Origin of the sequence: Flavobacterium sp., from assembly GCF_044341265.1 — a bacterium.
Taxonomy (GTDB): domain Bacteria; phylum Bacteroidota; class Bacteroidia; order Flavobacteriales; family Flavobacteriaceae; genus Flavobacterium.
Map to the genome: position 1 here is coordinate 1 of NZ_JBIISA010000013.1, position 16,666 is coordinate 16,666.

17 protein-coding genes are annotated in these 16,666 nt (G+C 31.9%); 11 read left to right on the forward strand and 6 right to left on the reverse strand.

The window, feature by feature from the left end:
- The 5 genes from metG to ACIQ06_RS08145 all read left to right on the forward strand — a co-directional run.
- Positions 1-1,605 (forward strand): methionine--tRNA ligase (gene metG / locus ACIQ06_RS08125; RefSeq protein WP_396145286.1); only part of this gene is annotated, 1,605 nt, incomplete at its 5' end.
- Positions 1,606-1,615: 10 nt separating this feature from the next.
- Positions 1,616-2,305 (forward strand): HAD family hydrolase, encoded by a 690-nt coding sequence (locus tag ACIQ06_RS08130; protein WP_396145288.1) that lies wholly within the window; start codon positions 1,616-1,618, stop codon positions 2,303-2,305.
- A 74-nt stretch (positions 2,306-2,379) separates the two neighbouring features.
- Complete coding sequence (locus ACIQ06_RS08135) at positions 2,380-3,006, forward strand: CatA-like O-acetyltransferase (RefSeq protein WP_396145290.1); 627 nt, start codon at positions 2,380-2,382, stop codon at positions 3,004-3,006.
- On the forward strand, positions 3,006-3,908 hold the full coding sequence (locus ACIQ06_RS08140) for a histone deacetylase (RefSeq protein ID WP_396145292.1): 903 nt from the start codon (positions 3,006-3,008) through the stop codon (positions 3,906-3,908). The genes ACIQ06_RS08135 and ACIQ06_RS08140 overlap by 1 nt, the downstream gene beginning before the upstream one ends.
- A 124-nt stretch (positions 3,909-4,032) precedes the next feature.
- Positions 4,033-4,551 carry a ferritin gene (locus ACIQ06_RS08145; protein WP_396145294.1) on the forward strand — a complete coding sequence of 173 codons (519 nt, stop codon included), beginning with the start codon at positions 4,033-4,035 and terminating at the stop codon, positions 4,549-4,551.
- Positions 4,552-4,794: 243 nt separating this feature from the next.
- Here ACIQ06_RS08145 and ACIQ06_RS08150 read toward each other — a convergent pair whose 3' ends face one another.
- From ACIQ06_RS08150 to ACIQ06_RS08165, 4 genes are all read right to left on the reverse strand, one after another.
- Positions 4,795-5,238 (reverse strand): hypothetical protein, encoded by a 444-nt coding sequence (locus tag ACIQ06_RS08150; RefSeq protein WP_396145296.1) that lies wholly within the window; start codon positions 5,236-5,238, stop codon positions 4,795-4,797.
- Positions 5,239-5,429: 191 nt separating this feature from the next.
- Complete coding sequence (locus ACIQ06_RS08155) at positions 5,430-5,858, reverse strand: HRDC domain-containing protein (RefSeq protein ID WP_396145298.1); 429 nt, start codon at positions 5,856-5,858, stop codon at positions 5,430-5,432.
- A gap of 23 nt (positions 5,859-5,881) precedes the next feature.
- On the reverse strand, positions 5,882-6,214 hold the full coding sequence (locus ACIQ06_RS08160) for a single-stranded DNA-binding protein (RefSeq protein ID WP_298308794.1): 333 nt from the start codon (positions 6,212-6,214) through the stop codon (positions 5,882-5,884).
- Positions 6,215-6,318: 104 nt separating this feature from the next.
- Positions 6,319-6,642 (reverse strand): single-stranded DNA-binding protein, encoded by a 324-nt coding sequence (locus ACIQ06_RS08165; RefSeq protein ID WP_344815910.1) that lies wholly within the window; start codon positions 6,640-6,642, stop codon positions 6,319-6,321.
- A 363-nt stretch (positions 6,643-7,005) separates the two neighbouring features.
- Between ACIQ06_RS08165 and ACIQ06_RS08170 the strand changes: the two genes are divergently transcribed.
- The 5 genes from ACIQ06_RS08170 to ACIQ06_RS08190 all read left to right on the forward strand — a co-directional run bounded on the left by ACIQ06_RS08170 (position 7,006) and on the right by ACIQ06_RS08190 (position 12,986).
- Complete coding sequence (locus ACIQ06_RS08170; protein ID WP_298308789.1) at positions 7,006-7,356, forward strand: hypothetical protein; 351 nt, start codon at positions 7,006-7,008, stop codon at positions 7,354-7,356.
- Between the two features lie 74 nt (positions 7,357-7,430).
- Complete coding sequence (locus ACIQ06_RS08175) at positions 7,431-9,812, forward strand: M20/M25/M40 family metallo-hydrolase (protein ID WP_396145300.1); 2,382 nt, start codon at positions 7,431-7,433, stop codon at positions 9,810-9,812.
- 70 nt (positions 9,813-9,882) lie between these two features.
- Positions 9,883-10,728 (forward strand): SDR family oxidoreductase, encoded by an 846-nt coding sequence (locus ACIQ06_RS08180; RefSeq protein WP_396145302.1) that lies wholly within the window; start codon positions 9,883-9,885, stop codon positions 10,726-10,728.
- A 67-nt stretch (positions 10,729-10,795) separates the two neighbouring features.
- Entirely contained in the window at positions 10,796-12,739 is a 1,944-nt protein-coding gene (locus tag ACIQ06_RS08185; RefSeq protein ID WP_396145305.1) for a S9 family peptidase, read from the forward strand.
- A 4-nt stretch (positions 12,740-12,743) separates the two neighbouring features.
- Positions 12,744-12,986 (forward strand): hypothetical protein, encoded by a 243-nt coding sequence (locus ACIQ06_RS08190; protein WP_396145307.1) that lies wholly within the window; start codon positions 12,744-12,746, stop codon positions 12,984-12,986.
- Here ACIQ06_RS08190 and ACIQ06_RS08195 read toward each other — a convergent pair.
- Together ACIQ06_RS08195 and ACIQ06_RS08200 are read right to left on the reverse strand one after the other, a co-directional pair.
- Positions 12,976-13,701 (reverse strand): GLPGLI family protein, encoded by a 726-nt coding sequence (locus ACIQ06_RS08195; RefSeq protein WP_396145309.1) that lies wholly within the window; start codon positions 13,699-13,701, stop codon positions 12,976-12,978. The two genes, ACIQ06_RS08190 and ACIQ06_RS08195, sit on opposite strands and share 11 nt — an antisense overlap.
- Before the next feature lie 64 nt (positions 13,702-13,765).
- Positions 13,766-15,814 carry a M13 family metallopeptidase gene (locus ACIQ06_RS08200; RefSeq protein ID WP_396145311.1) on the reverse strand — a complete coding sequence of 683 codons (2,049 nt, stop codon included), beginning with the start codon at positions 15,812-15,814 and terminating at the stop codon, positions 13,766-13,768.
- A gap of 133 nt (positions 15,815-15,947) precedes the next feature.
- On the opposite strand from ACIQ06_RS08200, the gene ACIQ06_RS08205 reads away from it, so the two are divergent.
- Positions 15,948-16,643: an SCO family protein gene (locus ACIQ06_RS08205; RefSeq protein WP_396145313.1), complete on the forward strand. Its 696-nt coding sequence runs from the start codon at positions 15,948-15,950 to the stop codon at positions 16,641-16,643.
- Positions 16,644-16,666: the final 23 nt, after the last annotated feature.

A 16,666-nucleotide genomic window follows, 5' to 3' on the forward strand; every position in this document is an offset into this window, starting at 1 on the left:
GAAGAAGCTTATGGCGATCAATGCGAAAAATGTGGTTCGACACTAAATGCAACGGATTTAATCAATCCAAAATCGACAATTACAGGTGAAACTCCAATTTTAAAATCGACTAAACATTGGTTTTTACCTTTAGATAGATATGACGATTTCTTGAAAGAATGGATTTTGGTTGGTCACGCCAAAGATTGGAAAACGAATGTGCTTGGTCAGGTAAAATCATGGTTGGACGACGGATTAAAACCTCGTGCGGTTACACGTGATTTGGATTGGGGAATTGACGTTCCAGTTGAAGGTGCGGAAGGGAAAAAATTATATGTTTGGTTTGATGCTCCAATTGGTTACATCTCGTCTACCAAAGAATGGGCAGCTCGTGAAAGAAAAGATTGGGAACCTTATTGGAAAGATGCCGATACAAAATTGGTTCACTTTATTGGGAAAGACAATATTGTTTTCCATTGCATTATTTTTCCTGCGATGTTGAAAGCCGAAGGAAGTTTCATTTTGCCAGATAACGTTCCAGCCAATGAGTTTTTGAATTTGGAAGGAAACAAACTTTCTACTTCAAAAAATTGGGCCGTTTGGTTGCACGAATATTTATTAGATTTTCCAGATAAACAAGATTCTTTGCGTTATGCCTTAACATCAAACGCGCCAGAAACTAAAGACAACGACTTTACTTGGAAAGATTTTCAGGCAAGAAACAATAACGAATTGGCTTCTATTTTAGGAAATTTCATTAATCGTGTAGTGGTTTTAACTAACAAATATTACGACGGAATTGTTCCAACGCCAAACGATTTTACAGAAGTTGACGAACAAACTTTAGCTGAATTAAAAGCTTATCCTGCGGTAATTTCTTCGTCAATTGAAAGATTCCGATTTAGAGAAGCACAAGGCGAATTGATGAATGTAGCTCGTTTAGGAAACAAATATTTAGCCGACGAAGAACCGTGGAAAATGGTAAAAGAAAATCCAGAACGAGTAAAAACTCAAATGTATGTGGCATTACAAATTGCAGCTGCCTTGAGAGTTTTATCTGAACCTTTCTTGCCATTTACAGCATGCAAATTATCGGGAATTTTAAAAACTGATTTGAATTTGAGTTGGAAAGATGTTTCTGAAAGAACCGATTTACTCCCAGCTGGAAATCAAATTGGAGAAGCTGAAATTTTATTTGCTCAAATAGAAGACGCTGAAATTCAAAAACAAATAGACAAACTAGAAGCTACGAAAGTTGCCAATAAAGCCGAAAATAAAGTGATTGAACCACAAAAACAAACATCAACTTTTGAAGATTTTTCAAAATTAGATTTGCGTGTTGGAACTATTTTAGAAGCTGAAAAAATGCCAAAAGCAAACAAACTTTTAGTTTTAAAAGTTGACACAGGAATTGACGTAAGAACCATAGTTTCGGGAATTGCAGAACATTTTTCACCTGAAGAAGTGGTTGGAAAACGCGTTACAGTTTTAGTAAACTTAGCGCCAAGAGCATTGCGTGGAGTAGAAAGTCAAGGAATGATTTTGATGACCAACAACGCAGACGGAAAACTGGTTTTCGTGAATCCAGACGCTGATGGAGTTGAAAATGGAGCGTTAATTTCGTAAATAACTATTCATGAATCCAAAAATAATCGCTTTTGATGCTGATGACACTCTTTGGCATAACGAACCTTACTTTGATGAAGCTCAAGCAAAATTCTGTGAACTATTTGCAGATTATGCTTCCAAGCAAGAAATTTTACAACTGATATTAAGTCATCAAGTAAAAAATCTTCCTTTGTATGGATTTGGAATTAAGGCGTTTACACTTTCTATGATTGATTCTGCTTTAGAATTGACCAATGATCAAATATCGGGACAAGGCATCAAAAAAATTATTGCCATTGGTAGAGATTTACTTCAGAAACCTGTAAAACTTTTACCTGAAGTGGAAGATGTTTTACAACAATTAAAAGGAAAATACAAACTTGTTGTAGCGACCAAAGGCGATTTGAAAGACCAACATAGAAAATTACACGATTCTGGAATTGGTCATTATTTTCACCATATTGAAGTAATGAGCGACAAAAAAGAATTGGATTATGAAAAAATGTTAGGTCGTTTAGACACAAAACCAGAAGATTTTATTATGATTGGAAACTCCTTAAAATCGGATGTTTTGCCTGTTTTAAATATCGGTGGACATGGTTATCATATTGCTTATCACACCACTTGGGAATACGAAAAAATAGATTTTGAAATAGAACATGATAACTTCAAATCATTAGAAAAAATATCAGATGTTTTACCAATTTTGTTAAAATAATTCAAATTCGTGTAATTCGTGTATGAAAAATACTGAAATAAATTAATAGAATCTGAAACAAGTTCAGATTAAATATGAAACAAAAACTAAACTTAGAAGCTTGGAATCGCAAAGAACATTTTCTGTTTTTCAAACAAATGGAAGAACCTTTTTTTGGTGTTACAGTTACAATTGATTGCACCAAAGCTTATGATAAAGCAAAAGAACTTGGTGTTTCGTTTTTTACTTATTATTTGTTTAAAACATTGACAGCAGTTAATCAATGTGAACCTTTTCGTTACAGAATAATTGACAATGAAGTTTATGTTTTTGATAGAATTGATGTTTCTTCAACCATCTTAAGAGAGGACAAAACGTTTGGATTTTCACAAATAGAATATTCAAAAGATTTAAACCAATTTACGGAAAATACAAAAAAAGAAATAGCGAGAATACAAACTACAACAGGACTTTTTACTAGAGAATATTCTGAAAATCTAATTCATTTTTCGGCTTTGCCTTGGATTAATTTTACTTCTTTCTCACACGCAAGAAGTTTCACTTGGCCCGACAGTTGTCCGAAAATATCTTTTGGAAAAATGATGGATGAAAATGGTAAAAAAACAATGGCAATGTCTGTCCACGTTCATCACGGATTAATGGACGGTTATCATGTTGGACTTTTTGTAAATACCTTTCAAGATTTAATGAATCAAGATTAATGATTCCAATCGCGTACCATCCAATATACAAGCATCCTTTGCCTGACGGCCATCGTTTTCCGATGCAAAAATATGAGCTGCTACCACAACAACTACTATATGAAGGAACTGCAGAAACATCAGATTTTTTTGAACCAGATATTATAGAATTATCATTTGTTAATAGAGTTCATACCGAAAATTATTTAAACGATTTATTAAACTTAACGCTAGATCCAAAAGCGGCTCGTAAAATTGGATTTCCTTTGTCTGCTGAACTTGTAGAACGCGAATTACGAATTGCAAACGGAACACTTTTAGGTTGTATAAAAGCCTTTGAAAATAATGTGTCTTTCAATATTGCCGGAGGAACGCATCATGCATTTACAGGTCACGGCGAAGCATTTTGTTTATTAAACGATCAAGCCATTGCAGCACAATATCTGTTAGATAACAAAAAAGCTTCTAAAATATTAATTCTTGATTTAGATGTACATCAAGGAAATGGAACGGCAGAAATATTTAGAAATAATGCTAACGTTTTTACTTTTTCAGTTCATGGAAAAACCAATTATCCGTTTAAAAAAGAAATTTCTGATTTGGATATTGCCTTAGATGATGGAACAAATGATAGTACTTTTCTTTCTATAATAAATGAAATGATTCCTCAATTAATAGAGCTACAAAAACCAGATTTTATATTTTACTTGGCTGGAGTTGATATACTAGAATCAGATAAGTTAGGTAAGTTATCATGTACAATTGAAGGTTGCAAAAAGCGTGATGAAATTGTTTTCGAAAATTGTAAGAAGTATTCTATTCCATTGCAAGTGAGCATGGGCGGCGGTTATTCTCCAAATATCAAAACAATTATAGATGCACATGCCAACACATTTAGAGTAGCCAAAAATATTTTTACTTGATTTTACATTAGCGATAAAACGATTTGAAATCTTTACTTAGACTTATTTTAAAAAACGATTTTAACTTTTTTTCAAGATTTGATGAATCAATAAATTTGTAACTTTACAAAAAAACTCACAGATTATGTTATCAAAAAATATAGAAGCCGCTTTAAATAAGCAAATACGAATCGAAGCAGAATCTTCGCAAACCTATTTATCAATGGCATGTTGGGCTGAAATTCAAGGACTTGAAGGTGTTGCACAATTTATGTATGCCCAATCTGATGAAGAGCGTCAACATATGTTGAAATTGATAAAATATGTAAACGAACGCGGAGGTCATTCTATTGTAACCGACTTAAAAGCGCCAAAAACTAGCTTTGGAAATTTCAAAGAAATGTTTGAAGAATTATACAAACATGAACTTTTTGTTTCTGATTCTATAAACAAATTAGTACACATAACTTTTGAAGAGAAAGATTATGCAACACATAATTTCCTACAATGGTATGTTGCTGAACAAATTGAAGAAGAAGCGCAAGCAAAAACCATTTTAGATAAAATTAATTTAATTGGTGAAGATAGAGGCGGATTATATTTATTTGATAGAGACATTCAAATTCTATCAGTAACTAGTGCTGCTGCAACAAGTCCTAAATAATTCTTATTTTTATTTAGAATTTATAAAAATAACATTACTTTTGTAGTGTTATTTTTATTTTATAGCCTTGAGCAAAGAAGAAAAACATATAGAGAAAAAGAAAAAAAAGAAAGATTTAATTAAAAAATTAAAAATTTCTGATAACTGCAAATCTTCTTGTTGTGAGAAATACATGAAGAGTGAAAAAAAACGTTGTAAAAAATGTCCAATGTTTGATTTGATTAAAAAAATCAACAAAGTTGCTTAGTTAATATAAGTCCAATTTACGCCGTCGCTAATAACGGTTATGGTTCGTAAATTTCCTTCAAACATAAAAATATTTGAACTTCCCGTAGTTGAATTTTTAGGAAAAAGTAATCCTACCGTTGTTGTTAATTGAGCTGTAATGGAATTATTAATATTTCTAATAATATACATTCTACCAGGAAACAATACAGGACTTGGTAACTGAAATTTATCATCTGTAGCTGATGGATTTATAGAGATGTAAACACCATCATTAATTAGAATTGCACTGCCACTTGTTCCTGAACCATTTCCTGTAAGATTTACAACTTTAACGGATAAATTTCCATTAATATCCAATGTACTCATTGGAGTTGATGTATTAATTCCAACTTGAGAAAATCCGCTTTGAAAAAAGCAGCCAAACACCATTAAAAAAAGGATTTGTTTAAAGTGGAACATCTTTTAAAGTTAATTGTTTATTGTATTCTAAATAAAGATATTAAAAAAATCAACAGTTGTTAATTTAATCTTTACCGAAAACGTTTTCGTGTTAAAAACTTCTCAGATTTCGTAGCATTGCTTCTACATAAATAAAAAAAGCGACAGAATTTTTACTTCCATCGCTTTGTTTAAAGTTCAATTAATTTTTCTTAAAAAGCATTCAATACCGATAAGATATCATCTCCATAATTTAAGGTTCTCGATTCTCCAAAACCTTTTACTGTTTTAAGTTCGTCTAAATTTTGTGGTTTCGATTTTATAATAGAAATCAAATGAGAATTATGACAAATTCTAAAAGACGACCAACCTAATTTTTGAGCTAAATCATTGCGCCATTGTTTCAAGGCTGTGAAGATTTCGTTCTCTTGTTCATTAAGTTCTATCACTTCGGTAGGTTTTGAATCATTTTTTTTCAATTCATAGAAAACCACTGCCGACCAAAAATCAATTGTTCCTGTGGTTACAAAATTGGTTGAAGTAAGCTTCACCTCTACCGAATCTAAAAACGCATTCATACGAGATTGATCTTGCTGGCAATTTTCTTTATCTAAGCGAATATTAAATACTTTGATGTTCATCGTGACACTTTTTTTACGTTAGACTATTTACCTAAAAGCAATAACTCGTTGGCAACAATTTCAGTGATGTAACGCTTGTTTCCCTCTTTGTCGTCATAACTTCTGTGCGTTAGTTTTCCCTCGATAGCGATTTCTTTACCTTTGATAACATATTTTTCAATAATGTCAGCTACTTTTCCCCAAGCGGTAATTCTGTGCCATTCGGTGTTCTCAACTTTCTCACCTTTGTTATTCGTATAACTCTCATTGGTAGCAATAGTAATATTAGCTACTTTCTTTCCTCCATCAAACGTTTTGATTTCTGGTTCTTGTCCTACGTGTCCGATTAATTGTACTTTGTTTTTAATTGCATTCATGGCGTGTAAATTTTTAATTGTTTTTGTTATTTGAAAATTATTCTGGATTTGAAATTGCAATTGCTTTTTGAAATTGATATTGCAATTGAATTTTGATATTGAAACTATTTGCTCATTAAAACAAGCTCGTTTACCATTACTTCTGTGATGTAGCGCTTGTTTCCGTCTTTGTCATCATAACTTCTGTGAGTAAGTTTTCCTTCAATGGCGATTTCTTTTCCTTTAGTTACATACTTTTCGATAATGTCGGCTGTTTTTCCCCAAGCGCTTACTCTGTGCCATTCGGTATTTTCTACTTTATCACCGTTTTCTTTGTAATAAACTTCATTAGTAGCGATGGTAAGGTTGGCTACTTTTTTTCCTCCTTCAAATGTTTTGATTTCTGGTTCTTGACCTACATGTCCGATTAATTGTACTTTGTTTCTCATGGCGTGTAAAAATTTAAATTGTTATTATTTATTAAGTTATCTGTTGTCGGTTGTGAGTTATCAGTTTCTCATTTCGACGATGCAAAGTTGTGGCGGCTTGCAGACTTTATTCGGTTGATTACCATTTAAAATCGGTTGTAAATATTTGTAAACGTTTGTAAACGGAAAATTTTTATTATATTTGACTGATTTTTAAAGAATTGAGGATAGCAAATTGTTATATGTATATTTTTAAAAAATTAGAAGAAATACAAAAGACAAAACAAATCTAGCCCTGATTGCAGTGGCACGAAGTAGAACGAAAAGCAGGAATAAGGAAACCAAGAATGCCCAAGCCGTTCACTCCTAAAAACATTTAAAACTATGAGTAAAAACTGTTTAGAATGTAACGAAAAAATTGTTGGTCGTGAGGACAAAAAGTTCTGTAGCGATGGTTGTCGAAATGCGTACAACAACAAAATCAACAAAGACAGCAATAATTACATGCGTAATGTAAATAACAAATTGCGTAAAAATTACCGCATCTTAAGTGAAGCTAATACCGAAGGAAAATCAAAAATTACGAAGACAAAGTTGTTAAGTAAAGGATTTGACTTTGATTATTTTACGAATATTTTAAATACCAACACCGGAAATACGTATTACTTTGTGTATGATCAAGGTTATCGATTCTTGGAAAATGATTTTTATATGTTGGTGAAGAAGGAATATTAAAAGTTTCGCACTTCGACAAGCTCAGTGTGACAGTTGCGAGTTAAAAAAAGATATTAAAAATAAGTTCAGTATAAATGAAAAAAAATTACTCTTCTCTATATATAATGTTGGTGCTTGTGGCGCTATTGTTTGGCATTTTTTATTTTATGATGCCTCAAAGTTATGACACAACTGAAGCACCACTTTCGGAATTTTCGACCAAACGTGCTTTGGTTAAAGTGAAAGAAATGACTACCAAACCTCATTATGTAGGTTCTCAAAATCATGAAGTTGTTGCTCAATATTTAGTCAAAGAATTGCAAAATTTAGGTTTGCAAACATCGCTTCAAGAAGGTTTTACGATGACCGAAAAAGGTACTTTGGTAAAGTCTAAAAATGTTTTGGCAAGAATTAAAGGCACTTCCAACACAAAAGCATTGTTGCTACTTTCCCATTATGATTCGGCGCCGCATTCTTATTCTCACGGTGCAAGTGATGATGCTTCTGGAGTGGCAACCATTCTTGAGAGTGTTCGTGCTTTTTTACATACAAAAACAAAACACAAAAACGACATCATCATTTTATTTTCTGACGCTGAGGAATTGGGACTGAACGGCGCGGCGCTTTTTGTAACGCAACACCAATGGGCAAAAGAAGTAGGTTTAGTTTTAAATTTTGAAGCTCGTGGAAGTGGCGGACCAAGTTATATGTTAATGGAAACTAACGAAGGAAATGCCAAAATGGTAGATGGCTTCTCTGATGGAAAATTGCGCTATCCGGTTTCGAATTCGTTGATGTATAGCATTTATAAAATGTTGCCCAATGATACTGATTTAACGGTTTTTAGAGAAAGTGGTAAAATTCAAGGATTCAATTTTGCCTTTATCGACGACCATTTTGATTATCATACTTCGCAAGATAAATACGAAAATTTAGATCCAAAAACCTTAGCACATCAAGGAACGTATTTGTTTCCGTTGCTGAAACATTTTTCTAATACTGATTTAACCAACTTAAATTCCAAAAACGATAAAGTTTATTTTTCTATCCCATTTTCATTTGTGAGTTATCCTTTTGAATGGATTTTGCCGATGCTGATTATTGCTTTTGGACTGTTTTTAATCTTCATTTTTATAGGTTTAGGAAAACAACTTTTACGTTTAGACGAGATTATAAAAGGATTTGTTCCGCTATTGAAGTCGTTAGTAATTGGAAGTGGATTTACTTTTTTAGGATGGAAAGCTTTACTTGCCATTTATCCACAATACAATGACATTCTCCACGGATTTACTTATAATGGTCACGATTACATTTATGGATTTGTGTGTTTGACGTTAGCAATTTGCTTTTTATTTTACGGAAAAACGGCTAAAAAATATTTGGAAATGAATCAGATGATTGCTCCATTATTTATTTGGTTATTATTAAATATTGGTATTTTCTTAAAACTTCAAGGCGCAGGATTTTTAATAATTCCTGTAATTTCTAGCACATTTATGTTGGGTTATTATGTGATTACTCAAAAAACAAATTCGGTTTTAAATCTAATTTTGGCACTTCCAACTTTAGTCATTCTTGCACCATTTATTCAAATGTTTCCAATTGGTTTGGGATTGAAAATACTGGTAGGAAGTTCGGTTTTAACGGTTTTGAGTTTTGTTTTATTGTTGCCAATTTTTGGTTCGTTTACACAAAAGAAACTCTGGGCAACTTTATTCGTTTTACTAGCACTAGGTTTCTTTATAAAGGCACATCAATCGAGTGGTTATGTTTATGGAAAAGCGAAACCTAATAGTTTGGTTTATGTTTTAAATGCTGATTCCAACAAAGCGAATTGGGCAACTTACGACACCAATTTAGACGAATGGACCAAAGGCTATTTGGGCGAAAATCCGAAAAACGCTAAGCCTTTAAATACAAATAAATTGTATAGCAAATATGGTTCAGAATTTACTTTTATGAGTGATGCACCATTGAAAAATATTGCAAAACCAACGATTGAATTCCTAAAAGATTCTGTTATTGGAACAAAACGTTATTTGAAAATCAAGCTTTCGCCAAATAGAAAAGTAAACCGATATGATGTTTTCTCCAATACAAAAATCAATAATCTGAGAGCCAATGGAGTACAATCGATTGACTTAGAAAGTAAAATTTCGGGCAAAATAAGCAATAAGATTTTGAGTTATTATGTGGTAGATAATTTACCTTTGGAATTAGAATTTTCGATTTCTACAAGTGATAAATTGGATATGAATTTTGTGGAAAGTTCTTTCGATTTGATGACCAATCCATCATTTAGCATGGCAAAAAGACGTGATTGGATGATACCAACGCCATTTGTTTTAACCGATGCCGTTGTTGTAAAAGGAAAAGTAAAAGCGAGTCCGATTTTAGAAGACAATCCTAAACCTTTCCCCAAACGAGTTTATCGAAATATTACGATTGATACTTTAAAACAATCTACCACAGATTAAACAGATTAATACGAATAAAAAACTTTGTGCCTTAGCGCCTTTGTGGCAAAAAAAACTTTGATTCTTCATTATGAAAAAAATTAGTATTTTAGGTTGTGGTTGGTTGGGATTACCATTAGCAAAATCGTTGATTGAAAAAGGGTTTTCAGTGAACGGTTCTACAACTTCTGAGGAGAAAATTGCTGTTTTAGAAAAAGCAGGAATTTCACCTTTTCAGATTAATTTATTTGAAGATAGAATTGAAGGAAATCTAGATTTATTTTTATCAAATTCAGAAGTTTTAATAATTGATATTCCACCAAAATTGAGAGGAAATTCTTCCGATACTTCGACTGCGCTCAGCATGACATTCGTTGCTAAAATTCAAAATATAATCCCATTTATAGAAAAATCCTCAGTTGACAAAGTGATTTTTGTTAGTTCGACTTCGGTTTATGAAGATACTTCAGATTTGCATAATGTTTCAGAAGAAACAATTCCAAATCCTGATACCGAAAGCGGAAAGCAATTGCTCGAAGCGGAACAACTTTTGCAAAGCAATAAAAATTTTCAAACTACAATTGTACGTTTTGGTGGATTGATTGGTGAGGATAGGCATCCAATTAAATTTTTAGCTGGAAGAAAAAATATCGAAAATCCGGAAAGTCCAATAAACCTTATTTATCAAGTAGATTGCATTAGAATTATTGCCGCAATTATAGAACTTCAACAAGCTCAGTCTGAGAATTGGAATGAAGTATTCAATGCAGTTGCGCCATTTCATCCCACAAGAAAAGAATATTATTCTCAAAAAGCAATTGAACTAAATTTGCCGTTACCTGAATTTGACTATTCAAAACCGTCTATTGGTAAAACCATTTTGAGTATAAAAATTACCAAAAATTTAAACTATAATTACTCATTTCCAGAACTTTAAGTATATATTTGTATAACATTTTTATAAAAAGTACAAACTAAATAATATCATCAATAAACTAAACATCATGAAAACCAAACAATTATTATTACTCATTACGGTTGTTTTCACGCTATTTTCATTTGCTCAAGAAAAGAAAAATCTTGTTATTCCAAACGAGAATTTAATTACAGAAAATATTCCGGAAATTTCAAAAGATTTAGCAACACAAGTTAAAAAATATTCAGAATCTCGTGGTGCTTCTTTAGTTGCAATTCATCCTACACTAGAAGAAATTATTATCACTACACGTTTTGGTGCAACCAACCAATTACACAAAGTTTCGCAACCAATGGGAAGCAGAAAACAGTTTACCTTTTTTGATGAACCTATGGGAAATGGGCAATATGAGCCAACAAAAGGAGAGTATTTAATTTACTCTAAAGATGTTGGAGGAAACGAATTTGGTCAACTTTTTAAATTGGATTTAAAAACACTTCAATCTACGATGCTTACAGATGGCGGAAGATCACAAAATGGTGGTGCAATCTGGAAAAAAGATGGTTCTGGTTTTTATTTTTCTTCAACAAAACGAAATGGTGGAGATAGAGATATTTATTTTATGAATCCCAATGATGCTAAAAACACTAAGCTAATTTTAGAAGTAAAAGGTGGTGGTTGGGGAATTAATGATATTTCAGAGGATGGAAAATCGTTACTAATTAGCGAATATATTTCAGCTAACGAGTCTTTCATTTGGATGTTAGATACACAAACTGGCAAATTGACGGAAGTAACCAATAGAAAAGACAAAAATATTGTTCAAAGTGGTGCTAGTTTCTCGGTAAATAAAAATGAAATTTGGTTTGTTACCGATAGAGAAAATGAATTTCAACGATTGGCAACAATGAATTTAGAAACCAAAAAAATTACATATCATACTTCTTCAATTCCATGGGATGTTGATGATTATACTTTATCAGAAGACAAAACAAAATTAGCATTTATTACAAACGAAGGTGGTTTAAATAAAATGTATATAATGGATGGGGCAACCAAAAAATATAACGAAGTAAATGTTCCAATTGGATTAATTAGTGGAACTAGTTTCACAAAAAATGGCAAGTCTTTATTTTTTACACAATCTACAGCCGATTCGTCATCTGATGTGTATCAATTAAATTTGAATGATAAAAAAATTATACGTTGGACAGAAAGTGAATTGGGAGAAATGCAAAAAGAAGACATGTCGAAACCAAAATTCATTGAATGGAAAAGTTTTGATAAAATGACAATTTCGGGTTTTTATTATCCTGCTGCTGCAAAATTTACTGGTAAACGTCCAGTTTTAATTAGTATTCATGGTGGACCAGAAGGACAATCAACTGCTTCATTTTTGGGGTCAAATAATTATTACACCAACGAAATGGGAATTGCAATTATTTACCCAAATGTACGTGGCTCTTCTGGTTTTGGTAAAACATATATTGCCAAAGACAATGGTTTTTTAAGAGAAGATTCTGTAAAAGATATTGGCGCGTTACTCGATTGGATTGCATTACAACCTGATTTAGATAAAGACAGAATAATGATAATGGGCGGAAGTTATGGAGGTTATATGACTTTAGCTACTGCATTTCATTATGCTGACAGAATAAAATGTTCGGTAGATGTTGTAGGAATATCTAATTTTAATACATTTCTAAAAAATACCGAAGAATACCGAAGAGATTTACGAAGAGTTGAATATGGCGATGAAAGAATTCCGGAAATGGCTGCTTTTTTAGAAAAAATATCACCTTTAAATAATACAGAAAAAATAAAGAAACCAATGTTTATTATACAAGGCACAAACGATCCAAGAGTTCCTGTTACCGAAGCAACACAAATGCGCGATAAACTAAAAGCACAAGGAAACATAGTTTGGTATCTTGAAGCAAAAGATGAGGGTCATGGTTTTAGAAAAAAACCCAACGTTGATTTTCAGCGATTGGCGGTGATAAAGTTTATGGAAACCTATTTAATTAATTAATTGTATGACATACAATGATATAATCGGTTCAATTGGAGTTTTAATTATCTTGATTGCTTATTTCTTAAATAATTTCTCGATTATAAAACAAAATGGGAATTTATATTTCTTCCTAAATATAATAGGTGCAAGTATAGCTTGTTACACATCATACTTAATAAATTATATTCCGTTTGTAATTTTAGAAGGAAGTTGGGCAATTATAAGTGTCATTGGCTTGATTAAAAGTTGTAAATCTAATACTTAGTTGTAGGAAACCCTCTTTCTTCTGCCAATCTATTCATTTCTATTAAAAACTCTTCTTCTGTAACCACTTTTCCTTTTGTTGGCTTCTCTAGAATAAACATTGGCATTTTTTCTGGAGAAAGAATTTCAGTACAATAGTATTTTCTTTTTTTATCGGTTAGCTCTAAAATTAATCCATCTAATCCGCCAAAATCTTTTGGTCCGATTTGATATTTTAATGCTGGTGCATACCAAGCAATGGTATAAAATGTTTTGTCCTTACCTTTAATTGTTTTAACCTCTGTTGAAACTGCTTTATAACAAGTGTAACCTAATATTTCTTTGGTTTCGTTTGATAATTCCCATTTAAAGTCTTTTTGTTTTTTATTGACAATAAAATAATTATCCAAAAATATCTTTTGCTCAATATAGTTATTAGTTAAACCATCAAAAAAATAATTACTGTCGCCACCCAAAGCTTTTCCCATGTGAGCTTCAGAAAAGGACATCTTATCATGTAAAAACCATAAAGATTCCTTTCCCTTAATTCTTAATGAATAAGTTAAATCTTCTAATTGTTGTTCCATTTTAAGAAGATATTCTTTAATTAATTTCGAATTTTCATCTGTCGGATCATACATAGATTCTGAACTTGTAACTTTGTAAACAAACTCCATTTTTTCTTGAGAAAATCCAAAAAAACCGAACAATAAAACCAATACTACTATTTTTTTCATTTTAAAAACCTTTGTGGTTAAACGATAAAAGGCACAATTTCTTGTGCCTTTTAATGATTTTATTTTACCAAATCTTAACTCGATTCTCTGGCTTAACATACAATTTATCTGTTTCCTTAATATCAAATGCTTTATAAAATTCATCAACATTTGCTAAAGGAACATAAGCACGATATTGTCCTGGTGAATGTGGATCTGTTTTTACTTGATTTTTGATTGCTTCATCACGCATTTTACTTCTCCAAATGGTTGCCCATGAAATAAATAAACGTTGTTCTGGCGTATAGCCATCGATTAAGCCCGGATTTCCATTTTGTTTTAAATGTATTTGTAATCCGTCATAAGCTGCATTTATTCCACCCAAATCACCTATGTTTTCTCCAAGAGTGAATTTACCATCAACAAAAGTTCCTGGTAATGGTTCTAATGCGCTGTATTGAGCAGCCAATGCTCCACCTAAACCTGTAAATTGTTTTAAATCGTCTTCTGTCCACCAATTTACAAGGTTTCCATCGGCATTGTATCTTGAACCTGAATCATCAAATCCATGTGAAATTTCGTGTCCAATAACTGCACCAATTCCACCATAATTTACTGCTTCATCGGCTTTATAGTCATAAAATGGAGGTTGTAAAATCGCTGCTGGAAATACAATCTCATTATAAGATGCATTATAATAAGCATTTACCGTTTGTGGTGACATTCCCCAACGAGTTTTGTCAACAGGTTTTTGTAAATCGGCAATATTTTCTGCAAAACCCCATTTTGTAACATTTTTCATGTTGTCATAGTAGTTTCCTCCTTCTTCAATACTTTTAATTTCTAACTTAGAATAATCCTTCCATTTATCTGGATAACCAATTTTTACAACTGATTTTCTTAGCTTTTCAATAGCGCCTTTTCTTGTTGCTGGTGTCATCCATGGCAAATTATTAATTCTATTTTCAAACGCTAAGAAAACATTTTCTATCATTTTTTTAGCTTTCTCTTTAGCTTCTGCTGGAAATTTTTGCTCCACATATAGTTTCCCTAATGCTTCACCAACTGTTCCATTTACAACTTGCAAAGCTCTTTCTTCTCTTGGACGTTGTGCTTTTGCTCCTTGTAATGTTTTGCTGTAAAAATCCCAATTTGCTTTTTCTAAATCAGTAGTTAAAACATCTGATGATTTATTTATTAATGACCAACGTAAGTAAGCTTTCCATTCGTCAATTTTATTTTCTTTAAAAATAGTTTCAAGAGCCGTCATGTATTTTGGTTGCGATACAATAACCGAATCCAATTTTGAAATTCCAACACCTTTAATGTAACTATCCCAATTTACAGATGGCGTTAATTTTTGCAAATCAGCAACCGACATAGGATTATAAGTTTTTCTTCTGTCTCTTCTTTCAACTCTGTCTAAACGTGGTGTTGCCATAGCGATTTCTATAGATAATACCTTTTTTGCATTAGCTAAGGCAACTTCTGGTTTTTCTCCAACCATTTGCAACATTCTTGCTACGTGAGCAACATATTTTTCTCTTTTTTCCTTAGAATCAGCATCTTCAGAAACGTAATAATCTCTATCAGGTAAACCTAAACTTCCAAGTCCAATATTTACAACATTTCTGTTACTATTTTTAGCATCTGGACCAACTCCAATTCCATAAAATCCTAAACCGCCTTGAGGTTGCATTTCAATAATTAACTTATTTAAATCGGCAATAGATTTTACAGCATCAATTTTAGACAATAATGGTTTTATTGGTTTTATTCCAAGTTTATTTCTTGAAATAGTATCCATATAAGTTTTATAGACATTAACGGCTTTAGCTTGGTCTGATTTTGGATCTAACTTTTTTGAAGCAGCATCTTTTAGAATTGCCAAAGCATCTTTATCAGTATTCTGACGCAATTCGTCAAAGCTTCCCCAACGCGTTCTATCTGCCGGAATTTCAGTTTTGTCAAACCATGAACCATTTACATATCTGAAAAAGTCATCACCTGGTTTTACTGATTTATCCATTAAATCAAGGTTGATTCCCGAATTTTTTTGTTGCGCATTAATTTGGCTTAATGAAAGTAAACTTGCGGCAACAAAACAAAATTTAATCTTAGTTTTAGTTTCCATTATAAATTTGATTGTTTCCACAAATCTATTCAATTTATAATTAATCAAGTGTTAAAAATGACTTAATCTATCTCACTTTAAAGCTCCTTAATCAAACTAAGTAAAAGTTGTTTTGTAAATTTGCAAAAAAAAGATGCTATCAAAGTTAAAGCAATACAAAATCTTAATTGGTTTTTTTATTATTTTTTCGATTATTACTATCAGTGCTTTTTACACGGTATTAAAACCAAAACCAAAACTTCCTATTTTTAATCCGAGTGATGTAAATCCAGAATTAGTTGATTCTACGATACAATATGTTGCCCTAGATCACGAAATTGCTGATTTTAAATTTACCAATCAAAACGGTAAAATTGTTACCCAAAAAGATTATGAAGGAAAGATTTATGTTGCTGATTTTTTCTTTACCACTTGCCCAACTATTTGTCCTAAAATGACTAGTAATATGGTTTGGTTACAAAATCAAATTAAAAATAATCCTAAAGTGATGCTTTTGTCACATTCGGTTACACCAGATATTGATAGTGTTCCTGTTTTGAAAAAATATGCTTTAGAAAAAGGTGTGATTGATAGCAAATGGAACTTAGTTACAGGAAATAAAAAAGACATCTATTATATTGCAAGAAAATCGTATTTAGCAGTAAAAACTGGTAAGCCAGAGGAAATGTATGATATGGTTCATACAGAAAATTTTGTGTTGGTCGATTCAAAAAGAAGAGTGCGCGGATTTTATGACGGAACCAATCTTGACGGACCAACTGAGCCAGGAATTAAAAATGTAAAACAACTTTTGGAAGACATCACAATCCTTTGTGAAGAAGAAAAGTAGTTTAGTCTCTAACTTTACTTCTG